This is a genomic window from Methylobacterium sp. yr668 (assembly GCF_900116245.1).
GTDB lineage: Bacteria > Pseudomonadota > Alphaproteobacteria > Rhizobiales > Beijerinckiaceae > Methylobacterium.
In genome coordinates this window covers 116,181-130,738 of the sequence record NZ_FOZY01000009.1, presented here as the reverse complement: position 1 = coordinate 130,738, position 14,558 = coordinate 116,181, and the positions used below count along the sequence as shown (strand labels likewise).

The 14,558-nt window shown below is 73.3% G+C and carries 16 protein-coding genes; 12 read left to right on the top strand and 4 right to left on the bottom strand.

Annotation, left to right across the window (positions count from 1 at the left end):
- The first annotated feature begins 40 nt into the window (after positions 1-40).
- From BM419_RS14100 to BM419_RS14090, 3 genes are all read left to right on the top strand, one after another.
- Entirely contained in the window at positions 41-460 is a 420-nt protein-coding gene (locus tag BM419_RS14100) for a hypothetical protein (RefSeq protein WP_091926779.1), read from the top strand.
- 100 nt (positions 461-560) lie between these two features.
- Positions 561-1,469: a lysozyme inhibitor LprI family protein gene (locus tag BM419_RS14095; protein ID WP_244540769.1), complete on the top strand. Its 909-nt coding sequence runs from the start codon at positions 561-563 to the stop codon at positions 1,467-1,469.
- A 128-nt stretch (positions 1,470-1,597) separates the two neighbouring features.
- Positions 1,598-1,942, top strand: coding sequence for a hypothetical protein (locus BM419_RS14090; RefSeq protein WP_020095162.1), 345 nt, complete (start codon positions 1,598-1,600; stop codon positions 1,940-1,942).
- Positions 1,943-1,977: 35 nt separating this feature from the next.
- Here BM419_RS14090 and BM419_RS14085 read toward each other — a convergent pair whose 3' ends face one another.
- From BM419_RS14085 to BM419_RS14070, 4 genes are read right to left on the bottom strand one after another with little or no spacing between them, the layout of a single operon-like run.
- Positions 1,978-2,277, bottom strand: coding sequence for a hypothetical protein (locus BM419_RS14085; RefSeq protein ID WP_056530802.1), 300 nt, complete (start codon positions 2,275-2,277; stop codon positions 1,978-1,980).
- Positions 2,261-3,388, bottom strand: a complete 1,128-nt coding sequence (locus BM419_RS14080) for a hypothetical protein (protein ID WP_244540768.1) — start codon at positions 3,386-3,388, stop codon at positions 2,261-2,263. The genes BM419_RS14085 and BM419_RS14080 overlap by 17 nt, the downstream gene beginning before the upstream one ends.
- Positions 3,385-3,804 (bottom strand): DUF4383 domain-containing protein, encoded by a 420-nt coding sequence (locus tag BM419_RS14075; protein WP_026605246.1) that lies wholly within the window; start codon positions 3,802-3,804, stop codon positions 3,385-3,387. Before BM419_RS14075 ends, BM419_RS14080 begins: the two co-directional genes overlap by 4 nt.
- 59 nt (positions 3,805-3,863) lie before the next feature.
- A complete protein-coding gene (locus BM419_RS14070; protein ID WP_020095166.1) occupies positions 3,864-5,318 on the bottom strand; it encodes an FAD-binding oxidoreductase in 1,455 nt (484 codons plus the stop codon).
- 308 nt (positions 5,319-5,626) lie between these two features.
- Between BM419_RS14070 and BM419_RS14065 the strand changes: the two genes are divergently transcribed.
- The 9 genes from BM419_RS14065 (at position 5,627) to ureC (ending at position 14,535) form a co-directional block, all read left to right on the top strand.
- Positions 5,627-6,313: a helix-turn-helix domain-containing protein gene (locus tag BM419_RS14065; protein WP_091926776.1), complete on the top strand. Its 687-nt coding sequence runs from the start codon at positions 5,627-5,629 to the stop codon at positions 6,311-6,313.
- Between the two features lie 101 nt (positions 6,314-6,414).
- The gene (locus tag BM419_RS14060; protein WP_091926775.1) at positions 6,415-7,323 is read left to right on the top strand and encodes a class II glutamine amidotransferase; all 909 of its coding nucleotides are present in this window, start codon (positions 6,415-6,417) and stop codon (positions 7,321-7,323) included.
- Between the two features lie 49 nt (positions 7,324-7,372).
- A complete protein-coding gene (locus BM419_RS14055; protein ID WP_091926774.1) occupies positions 7,373-8,059 on the top strand; it encodes a GltB/FmdC/FwdC-like GXGXG domain-containing protein in 687 nt (228 codons plus the stop codon).
- A 103-nt stretch (positions 8,060-8,162) separates the two neighbouring features.
- Entirely contained in the window at positions 8,163-9,491 is a 1,329-nt protein-coding gene (locus BM419_RS14050; RefSeq protein WP_091926773.1) for an FMN-binding glutamate synthase family protein, read from the top strand.
- 75 nt (positions 9,492-9,566) lie between these two features.
- Positions 9,567-10,874: a type III glutamate--ammonia ligase gene (gene glnT / locus BM419_RS14045; protein WP_056530819.1), complete on the top strand. Its 1,308-nt coding sequence runs from the start codon at positions 9,567-9,569 to the stop codon at positions 10,872-10,874.
- Positions 10,875-10,964: 90 nt separating this feature from the next.
- On the top strand, positions 10,965-11,429 hold the full coding sequence (ureE, locus tag BM419_RS14040) for an urease accessory protein UreE (RefSeq protein ID WP_056530822.1): 465 nt from the start codon (positions 10,965-10,967) through the stop codon (positions 11,427-11,429).
- Positions 11,423-12,106, top strand: a complete 684-nt coding sequence (locus BM419_RS14035) for an urease accessory protein UreF (RefSeq protein WP_091926772.1) — start codon at positions 11,423-11,425, stop codon at positions 12,104-12,106. The genes ureE and BM419_RS14035 overlap by 7 nt, the downstream gene beginning before the upstream one ends.
- Before the next feature lie 10 nt (positions 12,107-12,116).
- Positions 12,117-12,812: an urease subunit beta gene (locus BM419_RS14030; RefSeq protein WP_056530829.1), complete on the top strand. Its 696-nt coding sequence runs from the start codon at positions 12,117-12,119 to the stop codon at positions 12,810-12,812.
- A gap of 10 nt (positions 12,813-12,822) precedes the next feature.
- Positions 12,823-14,535, top strand: coding sequence for an urease subunit alpha (gene ureC, locus BM419_RS14025; RefSeq protein ID WP_091926771.1), 1,713 nt, complete (start codon positions 12,823-12,825; stop codon positions 14,533-14,535).
- The last annotated feature ends 23 nt before the right edge of the window (positions 14,536-14,558 follow it).

Here is a 14,558-nt window from a genome sequence, read left to right as displayed (position 1 = left end):
ATCGACAGAACCACCAGCAGAGCGAAGTGAGAGGCGCCCCATGGGATCGATGCGGAACGCATTCATCTACGCGACCATCCTGTCGACGCTCCCGCTCCCCGCGGCCGCGGCGGAGACGTGCCGCGACCATTACCGGAGCGAGGGGACGCCGATGCTCCAGGCCATCACCTACAAGACATGGATGATCTTCCCCTCGGTCAGCCCCAGGGCCGCGTTCGACCGGGTGACGCGGGCGGTCCTGGCCGAGGGGTTCGTGGGCGTGCACGTGGAGAAGGCGCTCGGGACCCTGACGGCCCAGCAGGAGACATCCGGTTCGGGGCGACCGCAGACGCTGCGGGTCGTCGTGCGCAAGGCCGGGGCGGGCAGCCGGGTCGACGCCCTGTTCATGGTGCAGGCCGGTCAGATCGGTCAGGATGTCGACCAGAACCTGTGCCGCATCGTCGATGCCGCGGCGCAGTAGGCCCCCGATGTCGACCGGCTCCAGGCACGCGGCCCAGAGGCGAGGTTCCGATGCGCAGTCCGGTGCGAGCTTCGGGGCGATGCTCAGCGCGGGACCGGCCGTGACGCGCCTCCCGGCGGCCACCCTCGCGGCAGCCATCGCCGCCTCCCTCGCCGCAACCCTCCTGGCGCCGTCGTCGGCCCGCGCGATCGACTGCCGCAAGGCGGCCAGCCCGCTCGAGCGCATGATCTGCGCCGACCCGGCGCTCCGGAAGGCGGACGCCGCCCTGGGTGCGGCCTATTCCGGCCTCCTGCACAGCACGGACGACGCCGAGATCCGCGCGATGCTGGTCGCCAGCCAGAAGCGCTGGGTGGCGGCCCGGGACACGTGGCTCGGCGACCCGGACGCGGCCGACGCGCGCGCCGTCGTGCTGGAGGCGATCCGGGCACGGACCGAGGACCTGTCCGGCCGCTCGAAGAGCGATCCGGCCCGACCGCACTGGATCGCGGCGGCGCTGCGGCAGCGGGCCTTCGCGGCGCGGTTCACCGGCGGCCCCTTCGCGGGGTTCGACGCGGCGTGCGACTTCCTGCCCGTCGGGCAGGACCGGGTCTACGGGTGCTTCGGCAGCCGGCGCTACCAGAACGGCGACCGGGTCTGCACGCTGTCCGACGACTGGGCGAGCGGCCACACCTCCGAGACGCGCACGGTCGCGCGGGTCGTCGACGGCGCCGCGCGCACGGTCGCGACCTGCACGATCGGCGGGGGCGACGACGCGGAATGCCCGGGTCCCGACAACGCCGACGGCCGCTGGGCACGGCCTGCCGCCCCGGCCGCCGCCGGCGCGGCAGCGGCACCCGCGGGCCCTCGGCCCGTCCTCGACGTCGAGCTGGCCCCGGACGCCGATGCCGAGACCTGGCTCTCGACCTGCCTGACCGACCCCGCCTATCCGCCGCCCGACCCGGTTCCGGCGGCCCGGACGGCCCCGGGATCGAGCCCGCCCGCGCCGGCGGGCGCCCCGAGCAGCCGGTGACGATGGGACCGCACGCCCCCGCGCCTGATCCGGGCCCTGCGCCGGCCCGGAGCCGCCGGCACGCTCTCGGTGACCACGACGGGCGACGGCGAATTGCCCGAGGTCCACGAATACGGGGTCGCGTGCCGATGAGACGGATCCTGCGGGCGCTGCCGCTGATCGCCGTGACGGGCCTGGCCGCGACCGCCGCGGTCGCGGCCCCCATTCCCCCCTGCGCGGCCGACGCCGAGCGGCAGGCCCTCAAGCTGCTGCGCTTCCACAGCGACGGCGACGCGCGGGCCACGGTCGATCCCGCGTCCGTCCGGTCCGTCGGCACCGTCGCGTCCCTGGTCGGGACGCGACGCTTCCAGGTGATCGAGGTGGAGGGCAGCATCTACAAGGGCGCGTATCGGATCCGGCTGATCTACGCGCCGATGCCCGGTAGCTGCGTGCTGATGGGGCAGGAGATCCTCGAGCGCTCCGATCCCTACTGAGCACCGGCCCTCCGGCCGCCCCTCGGGCGCTGTCCTCAGCGCACGCCGAGGCAGCCGGTCCCGGGCGCCGGCAGGACCAGCCAGGCACCGCCCGCGTAGAGGCGCCGGACCGCGCCCGGCGCGGCGGGCCGGAGCACCAGGTACGCGCGGCCGGACGAGACCAGGGCCCCGTCGTCGGCGGCCGCCAGGGCGGCGGGGTTCCCGAGCGCCACCACGGTCTCCGGCTGGACCGCGAGGGCGGTCAGCGCGGTCACGCCGAGCCCCCCGGCGAGCGCCGCCGCGACGGCGCCGACCGGCAGGCCGCGCCGCGGGCGCCGATCAGTAATCGTAGGCATGCTCGAACCGCCCCCCCGCGGCCTCCACGGCGCGGATCTGCGCGACGAGCTGCTCCACCGCGGTGTCGTAGCCGACGCGCTGCCAGCCCGGCTCGGACTGGATCGGCATCGCGAACAGCGGCTCGGCCCCGGCGAGGGTGACCGTCCGGCCCGGCGGCAGGAGGACGGTGGTGAGGATCCGGTGGTTGCCGGCGATCTCCAGGACGGTCCGGCCCCGCGCGCCGAGGCCCCGGACGATCTCCGTGAAGGCCCGGTAGCGCGGCGTCTCCATCAGGGCGGCCGGGCCGCCGTCGCCGGCCGGGACGGGGCCGAGGAGGGTGATGCGCGGGTCGGCGGCCGCGTCGCCGGCATCGAGCCCCGCCACGACGCTGCGGATCGTCAGGCCGGCCGGGTCCATCCCGGCGAGCCACGCGATCCCCTGGGCGTAGGCCCATTTCACCCCGTATTGCAGCGTGAGCGCGCCGCGCCGCTCGACAGCCCGCAGGGACGGCGTGAACGGGACCTCGTGCCAGAGCCGGGACAGCTCCGCGTCGAACGGGTAGCGGTACCAGGGGGTCTGGCGCAGGAACGCGGCGTAATCCCCGAGCAGCCGGGCGTTGAACCGGTCCTCGTCGGTCGGTTCGGGCCCCCGCCACCGCGCGGTCAGGGCCCCGAGGGTGCGCTCGTAGGCCCCCTGGATCAGCATCTCGGCCGTGAAGCTCAGGCCGATCACGTAGTTGGTGACTTTCTGGCCCGCGGTGACGTCGCCGGTGCGCCCGGCCGCCCGGGTCGCCCCGCACAGGCTCGTCCAGAAGCCCGTCGTCGCCGCCCAGTAGTCGAAGGCCGATTCCGAGGCGGAACGCGTCACCCCGGCGAGGTCCGCGTAGGCGTGGACGATGTCCCATTCGGGGAAGGTGAGGTAGCTGTCGCCGGCCGCGCGCTTGTAGCCCTCGGGGGCGATCCCGAAGCGCGAGCCGCCCGCCGAACGCCCCGGCCCGGCGGGATCGGGCCTGACCGTGCAGCCCCCCTCGATCGCCGCGACGGGCAGGGCGCAGGCGAGGGCCAGAACGGCGAGGCCGGCGACCGCCCAGCGGACGACCCGTCGCCGGCGGCGGGGGGGCCGGGGGCTCACGCGGCGACCCCGGCCGCGGTCCGGGCGCGCCACGGCCACCAGCCGAGCACGACGCCGGCGAGGCCGAGGCTCAGGTGCGGGCCGTTGGACAGGAGCGGGCTGTCCTGGAAGCCCTTCAGGAACAGCGACAGGTCGAGGAAGCTCGACCCGGTGAGCACGCCGACGACGCCGTCGAGGAGGTAGATCGCCCCGAAGGCCCGCAGGAAGGTCACGGCGGCGGAGCGCGACCACAGGCCGGCGGCGAGCGCCCACAGGCCGGAGGCGAGGTGGAGCGCGTCCTTGTAGACGTCGAGCCGGAACAGGCCGAAGACGCGGCCCTCCGCGTCCCGGAAGGCCGGGACGTAGTCGGTGGCGGCGGCGAACAGCAGGATGGCCGCGAAGGCGAGGGCGGCCACCTGCGGGGGCGTGGGTCTCATGGGCGTCTCCTGAGTCGGCACGCGCGGCCCGCGCGAGGCGGATCCGTGCCGGGGCGCGGTCAGGCCATGTAGGTCGACCACAGGGCGTTCCGGAACAGCAGCCCCGGATCGTAGCGGCGCTTGGCCGCCACGAAGGCGTCGAGCTTCGGATAGGCCCGGGCCATCTGGTCGCGCCGGGCGTGCAGGCGGTAGGGCAGGTAATAGGCCCCGCCGATCGCCACGACGCGCTCGATCAGGGCCTCGGTCATGCGCATCATCGCGGCCTCGTCGCCGGGGGTGAGGCCCTGCGAGAACGACATCACCGCGCCGATGCGCGGGCCCGGCGCGTAGGCCAGCGCCGAGTCCGGGTCCGCCGCCACGTAGCGCAGGGTGACGTTGAGGCAGTCGCAGCCCGAGCGCGGGATGGTCTCGCGGCAGGCGGCGAGGAACGCGTCGAAGCGCTCGGGCGGGACGAAGTACTCGTGCAGGATGTCGGTGCGGCTGCGGTCGCGCGAGGCGAGGTTGGCCACCGGCTCGTTCATCAGGCTGTTGCGGGTGGCGAGGCCGGGATCGAGCGTCGGGTTGAGCCGGGTCTCGGCGATCCAGCGGGCGCGCTTGCCGAACTCGCTGCCGACCTGGGCGCGGTAGATCTCCCGCGAGACCGCCGAGAACGCCCCCTGGGCGGCCGCCGCGGGCAGGACCTGCGGCGGGTGCTCGGCCTCCGCGTAGGTGACGAGGATCGCCTCGTCGAAGAAGCCGGCCTGCGCGACTGAGAGCCGGCCGTAGGCCATGCGCAGGCGCGCGTCGCGCGCCACCGCCGCCGCGAAGGCCGGCGCGAAATCCGCGGCCGGCATCACCGCGAAGGTCGGCGTGAGGAGGCGGTTCGGCACCATCTCGACCACGAGGTCGACCACGATGCCGAACAGGCCGTAGCCGCCCATCGCCAGCCCGAACAGCTCGGCGTTCTCCTCGCGGGAGCAGGTCACGAGGCTGCCGTCGGCCAGGACGAGGCGGACGGCGCGGACGGTGGAGCCGAACGGGCCGTGCGGCGCGGGCCAGCCGTGAGCGTTGACGCAGAAGGTCGAGCCGACCCCGAAATCGCTGTTCGACTGCATGACCGTCGGCGAGTAGCCGATCCGGTCGAGCTGCCGGATGACCTGCGACCAGCGCGCGCCGGCCCCGACCCGGTAGAGGCCGGCGGCTGTGTCGGGCTCGATCGGGCCGCCCTCCAGGGTCACGGCCGTCCCGTCGCGGGCGAGGCTCTGGGCGCCCATGGAATGCCGGGCGACGCCGACGGCGACAGGCCGGCCGGCGGCGGCGGCATCCCGGATCTCGGCGCGCACGGCCTCGATCAGGGCGTCGGTCGACCCCGTCGGGAGCACGGCGTGGCGCGTCACCGGGGTCGGGTTGAGGCCGCTCGCGTCGTTGAGGATGATCCGCGGCGCGGCCCGGGCCGCCCGCGGCAGCAGCGCGGCGGCCGCCGCGGCGCCGCCGCCCGCGAGGATCCCGCGCCTGCTCGGTCCTGTCCCGGCCATGCCCACCCTCGATTCGCGCCGGCGGGGCGACCGGCTCGCCCCGCCGGCCAACCCTGCGACGGGTTCGGATCCGGCGGCGTGAGATCACGCACGGAGCGCGGCGCACCGCCGGCCGGGACGATGCCACGCCGCCCCCGGCGCGGTCGAGCGCCCGCGCTCCGGCCGTCTGCGCCGCGCGCCGATCCGTCCTCAACCGCGATTCTTCGACGGGTCGCGGATCGCGACGTTGACAGGCGTCCGGGGCCACGGCACGGCGGCGGAGGACCCGCTTGGCCGGAGCCCACGATCGCCGAGGAGGGAGATCCGCCATGCCGTCAGGCGCTTCGAACCGGACGGCAGGGGAGGCCCCGCGGCGGGAGCGGGAGCCGGTCCTGCTGCAGGATCCGCACGCCGTCCGCGAGCCGCGCGAGAACAACCTCGAGCGCGCGATCGGCCACGCGGTGCGCGAGCGCCGGAAGCGGCTCGGCATCACCTCGGCGGACCTCGCCGCGACGACCGGCCTGTCGCCCGGCATGCTGTCGAAGATCGAGAACGGCAACATCTCGCCGTCCCTGACGACGCTGCAGCTGCTCGCCCAGGCGCTCGGCATGCCGATCACCGGCTTCTTCCGCGGCTACGAGGAGGTCCGCAACGCGGTCTTCGTCAAGGCCGGGGAGGGGATCGAGCTGGAGCGGCGCGGCACGCGGGCCGGGCACCAGTACAACCTGCTCGGGCACATCCACGAGAACACCAGCGGCGTGACGGTCGAGCCGTATCTGATCACGCTCACGACCGATTCGGACGTGTTCCCGACCTTCCAGCACCCCGGCCTGGAGTTCCTCTACATGCTGGAGGGCGAAGTGCTGTACCGGCACGGGGACCGGCACTTCCACATGCAGCCCGGCGACAGCCTGTTCTTCGACGCCGATGCCCCGCACGGGCCGGCGGAGCTGCTCGTGCTGCCGGCCCGCTACCTCTCGGTGATCGCGTATCCACAGTCGGGCCGCACCGGCTGACGGGCCGCGTTGTTCTCTGGAAGAAATCTTATTTCTTGAGGGTTGATTTCCGCCGCGCAGGCCGCCTATGCTCCGGGCGAACCCGCGACGGAGGTGGTGCCATGTGCGGCATCGTCGGATTGTTCCTGAAGGACCCCGCCCTGGAGCCGCAGCTCGGCGCGCTGCTCGCCGACATGCTCGTCACCATGACGGATCGGGGGCCGGACTCGGCCGGCCTCGCGATCTACCGGCCGCCGGCCCCCGGCCTGTCGAAGATCACCGTGCAGTCGGCACGCCCGGAGGCGGATTTCCCCGCCCTGGAGCAGCGCCTCGCGGAGGCCTCCGGCGGCTCGGCGCGGGTGGCGGTGACGAGCTCGCACGCGGTCATCACCGTGGCGTCCGACCGCCTCGCCGCGACGCGCGGCGCCCTGAAGGGCCTCGCGCCCGATCTGCGCGTGATGGGCGCGGGCGAGAGCGTGGAGATCTACAAGGAGGTCGGCCTGCCGCGGGAGGTGGTGGCGCGCTTCGGCATCGCCGGGATGTCGGGCACCCACGGGATCGGCCACACCCGGATGGCGACGGAATCGGCCGTGACCACCATGGGCGCGCACCCGTTCTCGACGGGCGCCGACCAGTGCCTCGTCCATAACGGCTCGCTGTCGAACCACAACAACCTGCGCCGGAGCCTCGCCCGCGACGGTATGGCCTTCGAGACGGAGAACGATTCCGAGGTCGCGGCGGCCTATCTCACCACCGCGATGGCGCGGGGCCGGGACCTCGGCGCGGCGCTCGCGGGGGCGCTCACGGATCTCGACGGGTTCTTCACCTTCGTGGTCGGCACCAAGTCCGGCTTCGGGGTGCTGCGCGACCCGATCGCCTGCAAGCCCGCGATCATGGCGGAGACCGAGCGCTACGTCGCCTTCGGCTCGGAATACCGGGCGCTCGTCGGGCTGCCGGGGATCGAATCCGCCCGCGTCTGGGAGCCCGAGCCGGCGACCGTCTACTTCTGGGATCAGCGGCGGGCCGCCTGAGCCGCCCCCGCAGCCTTCTCGTCACGGATCTCGTCCACGGATCTCGCCCATGCCCGTCTTCGATCTGGCGGCGACGCCCCTGCGCGCCCTGAACCAAGCCCTCCACGGCGTCGCTCCGAGCGCCAACGACACCGAATTCGAGGTGCTGAACCCGCGGGGCCAGCACGCGGTGGCGGTCGGGATCGACGGGCCCGTCACCGTCACGGTGCGCGGCCCGGTCGGCTACTACTGCGCCAGCATGAACGACGGCGGCACCGTCACGGTGCAGGGCTCGGCGGGTCCCGGCGTCGCCGAGAACATGATGTCCGGCACCGTCGTGATCGAGGGCGACGCCTCGCAATATGCCGGCGCCACCGGGCGCGGCGGCCTCCTCGTCATCAAGGGCAACGCGGCCTCGCGCTGCGGCATCTCCATGAAGGGCATCGACATCGTCGTGCACGGCTCGATCGGGCACATGTCGGCCTTCATGGGCCAGTCCGGATCCCTCGTGGTCCTGGGCGATGCCGGCGAGGCGCTGGGCGACTCGCTCTACGAGGCGAAGCTGTTCGTCCGCGGCAGCGTGAAGAGCCTCGGGGCCGACTGCGTCGAGAAGCCGATGCGCCCCGAGCACCGCGCGCACCTCGCGGCCCTGCTGGACCGCGCCGGGGTCGCGGACGTCCGGCCGGAAGAGTTCCGGCGCTACGGCTCGGCCCGCAAACTCTACAGCTTCAACATCGACAACGCCGACGCCTACTGAGAGCGCGCCGCCGGAGTGGATACCGGTTCGGCGCAAGCGAGCGCGTCGAATCAAGGACTTAAAGCCGCTCCCGATCGGGAGCGGCTCAAGCGGGAGACCGGGCATGACCTACCAGAACCCGCCGATGCCGCCGCGCAAGTCGGCGACCTTCGACGACCACACCCTGGCGGAGATCCGCCGGGCCGCGGCCACCGGCATCTACGACATCCGCGGCGGCGGCACGAAGCGCAAGCTCCCGCATCTCGACGACCTGCTGTTCCTCGGCGCCTCGATGTCCCGCTATCCCCTGGAGGGCTACCGGGAGGCCTGCGGGACCGGCGTCACCCTCGGCACGCGATTTGCCAAGAAACCGATCGCGTTGAAGATCCCGATCACCATCGCCGGCATGAGCTTCGGATCCCTGTCCGCCAACGCCAAGGAGGCCCTCGGCCGCGGCGCTACGCTGGCCGGCACCTCCACCACCACGGGGGACGGCGGCATGACCGACGAGGAGCGCGGCCATTCCGACATCCTCGTCTACCAGTACCTGCCCTCCCGCTACGGCATGAACCCGCGCGACCTCCGGCGCGCCGACGCCATCGAGGTGGTGGTCGGCCAGGGCGCCAAGCCCGGCGGCGGCGGCATGCTGCTCGGCCAGAAGATCTCCGACCGAGTCGCCGCCATGCGCGACCTGCCCAAGGGCATCGACCAGCGCTCCGCCTGCCGGCATCCGGACTGGACCGGCCCGGACGATCTCGAGATCAAGATCGGCGAACTGCGCGAGATAACCGACTGGGAGAAGCCGATCTACGTGAAGGTCGGCGGCGCCCGGCCCTATTACGACACCGCACTGGCCGCGAAGGCCGGGGCCGACGTCGTCGTCCTCGACGGCATGCAGGGCGGCACGGCGGCGACTCAGGACGTGTTCATCGAGCATGTCGGCCAGCCGACGCTCGCCTGCATCCGCCCCGCCGTGCAGGCGCTGCAGGATCTCGGCCTGCACCGGAGCGTGCAGCTCGTGATCTCGGGCGGCATCCGCTCGGGCGCGGACGTCGCCAAGGCCATCGCGCTCGGGGCGGACGCGGTCTCGATCGGCACCGCGGCGCTCGTCGCCATCGGCGACAACGACCCGGCCTACGAGGAGGAGTACCGCGAGCTCGGCTCGACCGCGGGTGCCTACGACGACTGGCACGAGGGCCGCGACCCGGCGGGCATCACCACGCAGGACCCCGAGCTGGCGGCCCGCCTCGACCCGGTCCGCGCCGGCCGGAAGCTCGCCAACTACCTGAAGGTGATGACCCTGGAGGCGCAGACGATCGCCCGCGCCTGCGGCCACAACCACCTGCACAATCTGGAGCCCGAGGACCTCGTGGCGCTGACGCTCGAGGCCGCCGCCATGGCCCGCGTGCCGCTGGCCGGGACCGACTGGTACCCGGGCAAAGCGGGCTTCTAGGGCCCTTCAACCCCGCCGGTCGCGCCGGAACGGGGCGCGGCCGGCCCCCACCCGATCCGCGCTCAGGGGGCTGCCGTGACGACCGACCTTTCCGCCTACGCCGCCGAGCACGGCGTGAAGTACTTCATGATCTCCTACACGGACCTGTTCGGCTGCCAGCGCGCCAAGCTGGTGCCCGCGCAGGCGATCGGCGCCATGCAGCGCGACGGCGCGGGCTTCGCGGGCTTCGCCACCTGGCTCGACCTGACACCGGCCCATCCCGACCTGTTCGCGATGCCGGATGCCGCCTCGGTGATCCGGCTGCCCTGGAAGCCGGACGTCGCCTGGGTGGCGGCCGACTGCACCATGGCGGACGCGCCCGTCGACCAAGCGCCCCGGGTGGTGCTGAAGCAGCTCGTGGCGCGGGCCGCCGACGAGGGCCTGCGGGTCAAGACCGGCGTCGAGGCCGAGTTCTTCCTGCTGAGCCCGGACGGATCGGCGATCTCGGATCACCACGATCGGGCGGAGAAATCCTGCTACGACCAGCAGGCGCTGATGCGCCGCTACGACGTGATCGCCGAGATCTGCGACCACATGCTGGCTCTGGGCTGGAAGCCCTACCAGAACGACCACGAGGACGCGAACGGCCAGTTCGAGATGAACTGGGAGTACGACGACGCGCTGGCCACCGCCGACAAGCACGCCTTCTTCAAGTTCATGGTCCGCTCGGTCGCCGAGCGGCACGGCCTGCGGGCGACCTTCATGCCGAAGCCGTTCCCGGGGCTGACCGGCAACGGCTGCCACTGCCACGTCTCGGTGTGGAACAATGCCGGCACCGTGAACGCCTTCGCGGATCCCGAGATGCCGTTCGGCCTCTCGACCCGGGGCCGGCACTTCCTCGGCGGGATCATGCGGCACGCGCCCGCGCTCGCCGCGATCACCAACCCGACGGTCAATTCCTACAAGCGCATCAACGCGCCCCGCACGATCTCGGGCGCGACCTGGGCGCCGAACGCCGTGACCTGGACCGGCAACAACCGAACCCACATGGTGCGCGTGCCCGGGCCGGGCCGGTTCGAGCTGCGCCTGCCCGACGGGGCGGCCAATCCGTACCTGCTCCAGGCGGCGATCCTGGCGGCGGGCCTGGACGGCCTGGCGTCGGCGGCCGATCCCGGGCCGCACAGCGACGTCGACATGTACCGCGACGGCCACGCCGTCACCGGCGCGCCGCGCCTGCCGCTCAACCTGCTGGACGCCCTGCGCGCCTTCGAGGCCGACGAGGCCCTGCGGGACAATCTGGGCGGCGCGTTCTCCGTCGCCTACCTCAAGTTGAAGCAGAATGAGTGGGACAGCTACTGCGCCCATTTCACCGCCTGGGAGCGCGAGACCACGCTCGATGTCTGAGCCGGTGCTGCCGGTGACGTGCCGAGCGGCGGACCGGCTCTTGCAAGGCCCAGATCGATCCTGGCCACGGGGAGCGGGACGCGGACCGACATGCGTGTGATCCATCGTATCCTGGGCAGCCGGCAGGACGCCGAGATGGCGCATCGCCTGCACCACCTCGCGCATCGCGGCGCGGTGGACGTGCTCGTCGTGTCGAGCACCGACGTCGCTCGGCGGCGGATCCGCGCGACCACCCAGTCCGGCGAGGAGATCGCCCTCGCCCTGCCGCGGGACGAGCCGCTCTTCGACGGGGCCGTGCTGGCGCTGGACGCGGACCGCGCCCTCGTCGCCCGGGTCGGCTCCGAGCGCTGGCTCCGCCTCGTCCCGGACAGCCAGGCCGCCGCCCTCGAGCTCGGCTACCACGCCGGCAACCTCCACTGGCGGGTCCGCTTCGCCGACGGCGCCCTCCTGGTGGCGATGGACGGACCGGCCGACGCGTACCTCGTCCGCCTCGGCGCCCTCGTCACCGACCGGCAGGTGACCCACACCATCCTCGACGAGGCGGCGCCGTGCTGAGCCGGCTCCTGTCCCTCCAGCAGGCCGACGCCGCCTTCCCGAGCGGGAGCTTCGCCTTCTCCAACGGGATCGAGGGGCTCGTCGCGGGCGACCCGGCCTTCGACACGGGGAGCCTGACGTGGACGCTCACGGCCCTCGTGCGCTTCCGGTGGGCGGAGAGCGACCGCGTCGCCCTGATCCTCGCCCACCGCGCCGGCCCCGATCCGGCCCGGCTCGGCCGCATCGACGCCGCCGTGGAGGCGGCCACCCTCGTCGAGGCGATGCGCACCGGCAGCCGGCGCAACGGCGCCTCCCTGCTGACCACCCACGCGCGGCTCGCGACGCCCGGTGCCGGGGACATCCGCGCCGCGATCCGGTCCGGGCTCATGCTGGGGCACCTCGCCACCGTGCAGGGCGCCCTGTGGCGGGGGCTGGGCCTGTCGGAAGCGGAGGCGGCGGCCGTCGCCAGCTACCAGCTCGTCTCCGGCCTGGTCTCGGCCACGGTCCGGCTCGGTCAGGTGGGCGCCATCCAGGGCCAGCAGGCCCTCCAGACGGTGCTGCCGCTCGTTGCGGAGATCGCCGAGCGGCCCGTGACCGAGGACCCCGACGGCGCGATCGTCCTCACGGGCTTCACGCCGCTGATCGAGGTCGCCGCGATGCGGCACGCGCGCGCCGACCTGCGCCTGTTCGCCAACTAGGGAGCGGGTGATGCTGCTCACGCCCACCGAGCTGGAACGGCTCACGATCTTCACCGCGGCCGAGCTCGCCCGCAAGCGCCGGGCCCGCGGCCTCAGGCTCAACTACCCCGAGGCGGTGGCGCTCATCACCGACGAGATCCTGGAGGGCGCGCGCGACGGGCGCAGCGTCGCCGACCTCATCGGCTGGGGCTCCACGATCCTGTCGACCGAGGACGTGATGCCGGGCATCGCCGCCATGCTGCCGATCCTGCAGGTCGAGGGCGTCTTCCCGGACGGCACCAAGCTCGTCACGGTCCACGAGCCGGTCCGCGCCCGGGCGGGCGCCCCCGCCGACACCCTGGAGCCCGGCGCGATCCTGCCGGCCGACGGCGCGATCGAGCTCGCCGCGGGCCGCCCGCGGGTCACCCTCGACGTCGTCAACACCGGCGACCGCCCGGTCCAGATCGGCTCGCACTACCACTTCTTCGAGGTGAACCGGGCGCTCGACTTCGACCGGGCGGCGGCCCTGGGACACCGCCTCGACATCCCGGCCGGGACGGCGATCCGCTTCGAGCCGGGCCAGCGCAAGACCGTGACGCTGGTCGGCTTCGGCGGCGCCCGGGAGCTGACCGGGCTCAACGACCTGACGCAGGGGACCCTGCCCGACGACGCGGCGCGGGCGGCGGCCCTCGCCCGCGCCAAGGCCCGCGGCTTCAAGGGCGCCTAGGGAGATTGCCATGGTGACGATCCCGCGCCGCGACTACGCCGCCCTCTACGGGCCGACCACCGGGGACGGGGTGCGGCTCGCCGACACCTCCCTGGTGGCGGTCGTCGAGCACGACCACGCCGTCTATGGGGACGAGTGCCTGCACGGCGGCGGCAAGACCCTGCGCGACGGGATCGGGATGGCGCCCGGGGTGACCGCCGCGCAGGGCGCGCTCGACTTCCTCCTCTGCAACGTCGTGGTGATCGACCCCGTCCTCGGCATCCAGAAGGGCGATCTCGGCATCAAGGACGGGCGGATCGTGGCGCTCGGCAAGGCCGGCAACCCGGCGATCATGGACGGCGTCGACCCGCGCCTGATCGTGTCGGCCGGGACGACGGTGCGCGACTGCGAGGGCCTGATCGCGACGCCCGGGGCCATCGACGTGCACGTGCACTTCGATTCCGCCGGCCTGCCGGACCACGCGATCGCCTCCGGCGTCACGACCCTGCTCGGCGGCTCGCTCGGGCCGATCACCGTCGGCATCGATTCCGGCGGCCCGTTCAACACCGGCCGCATGCTCCAGGCCGCCGAGGCTTGGCCGGTCAATTTCGGCTTCCTCGGGCGCGGCAACACCCACCGGCCGGCCGCCCTGAAGGAGCAGCTGGAGACCGGCGTCCTCGGCCTCAAGATCCACGAGGACTGGGGCGCGATGCCGGCCGCGATCGACGCCTGCCTGGGCTTCGCCGACGCGTACGACTTCCAGGTCCAGCTCCACACCGACACGCTGAACGAGTCGGGCTTCGTGGAGGACACGCTGGCGGCGATCGGCGGCCGCACCATCCACATGTACCACACCGAGGGGGCCGGGGGCGGCCACGCGCCGGACATCATCCGGGTCGCCGGGCTGCCGCACTGCCTGCCCTCGTCGACGAACCCGACCAACCCCTACACGGTCAACACCTTCGACGAGCACCTCGACATGACGATGGTGTGCCACCACCTCAACCCGGCCCTGCCGGAGGACGTGGCCTTCGCGGAGAGCCGCATCCGCGCCCAGACCATCGCCGCCGAGGACGTGCTCCACGACATCGGGGCGATCGCGATGCTCGGCTCCGACAGCCAGGGCATGGGCCGGATCCACGAGGTCGTCTGCCGGACGTGGCAGCTCGCCTCGAAGATGAAGGACCAGCGCGGCCCGCTCCCCGAGGAGAGGCCGGGCTTCGGCGACAATGCCCGGATCAGGCGCTACATCGCCAAGTACACGATCAACGCGGCGCGCACCTTCGGCATCCATGAGCATGTCGGCTCGCTGGAGCCCGGCAAGATGGCCGACATCGTGGTCTGGCGGCCGGCCTTCTTCGGGATCAAGCCGGAGCTCGTGATCAAGGGCGGCTTCATCGCCTGGGGCGCGATGGGCGATTCCGCCGCCTCGCTGATGACCTGCGAGCCGGTGCTGATGCGCCCGCAATGGGGCGCCTTCGGGCGCGCCAAGCAGGCGCTCTCGGCCTGCTTCGTCCACCCCCTGGCGATCGAGGCCGATCTCGGCGGCCGGCTCGGCCTGCGCAAGGCGCTCCTGCCCGCCCGCGGGACCCGCACGCTGACGAAGGCCGACATGCTCTGGAACGACGCCTGCCCGGAGATCCGCGTCGACCCGCAGACCTTCGACGTCTTCGTCGACGGCGTGCTCGCCACCTGCGAGCCGGCCCGGACTCTGCCGCTCGCCCAGCGCTACATGCTGCGCTGAGCGGCGCCGAACCCCGCCACCCC

Excerpts from the sequence above, each read along its gene's own strand:
- BM419_RS14085 (WP_056530802.1), bottom strand. The coding sequence starts at position 2,277 with ATGCCTACGATTACTGATCGGCGCCCGCGGCGCGGCCTGCCGGTCGGC.
- BM419_RS14030 (WP_056530829.1), top strand. The coding sequence starts at position 12,117 with ATGCTGCTCACGCCCACCGAGCTGGAACGGCTCACGATCTTCACCGCG.
- BM419_RS14065 (WP_091926776.1), top strand. The coding sequence starts at position 5,627 with ATGCCGTCAGGCGCTTCGAACCGGACGGCAGGGGAGGCCCCGCGGCGG.
- BM419_RS14100 (WP_091926779.1), top strand. The coding sequence starts at position 41 with ATGGGATCGATGCGGAACGCATTCATCTACGCGACCATCCTGTCGACG.
- ureE (WP_056530822.1), top strand. The coding sequence starts at position 10,965 with ATGCGTGTGATCCATCGTATCCTGGGCAGCCGGCAGGACGCCGAGATG.
- BM419_RS14050 (WP_091926773.1), top strand. The coding sequence starts at position 8,163 with ATGACCTACCAGAACCCGCCGATGCCGCCGCGCAAGTCGGCGACCTTC.
- BM419_RS14070 (WP_020095166.1), bottom strand. The coding sequence starts at position 5,318 with ATGGCCGGGACAGGACCGAGCAGGCGCGGGATCCTCGCGGGCGGCGGC.
- BM419_RS14055 (WP_091926774.1), top strand. The coding sequence starts at position 7,373 with ATGCCCGTCTTCGATCTGGCGGCGACGCCCCTGCGCGCCCTGAACCAA.
- BM419_RS14075 (WP_026605246.1), bottom strand. The coding sequence starts at position 3,804 with ATGAGACCCACGCCCCCGCAGGTGGCCGCCCTCGCCTTCGCGGCCATC.
- ureC (WP_091926771.1), top strand. The coding sequence starts at position 12,823 with ATGGTGACGATCCCGCGCCGCGACTACGCCGCCCTCTACGGGCCGACC.
- BM419_RS14060 (WP_091926775.1), top strand. The coding sequence starts at position 6,415 with ATGTGCGGCATCGTCGGATTGTTCCTGAAGGACCCCGCCCTGGAGCCG.
- BM419_RS14090 (WP_020095162.1), top strand. The coding sequence starts at position 1,598 with ATGAGACGGATCCTGCGGGCGCTGCCGCTGATCGCCGTGACGGGCCTG.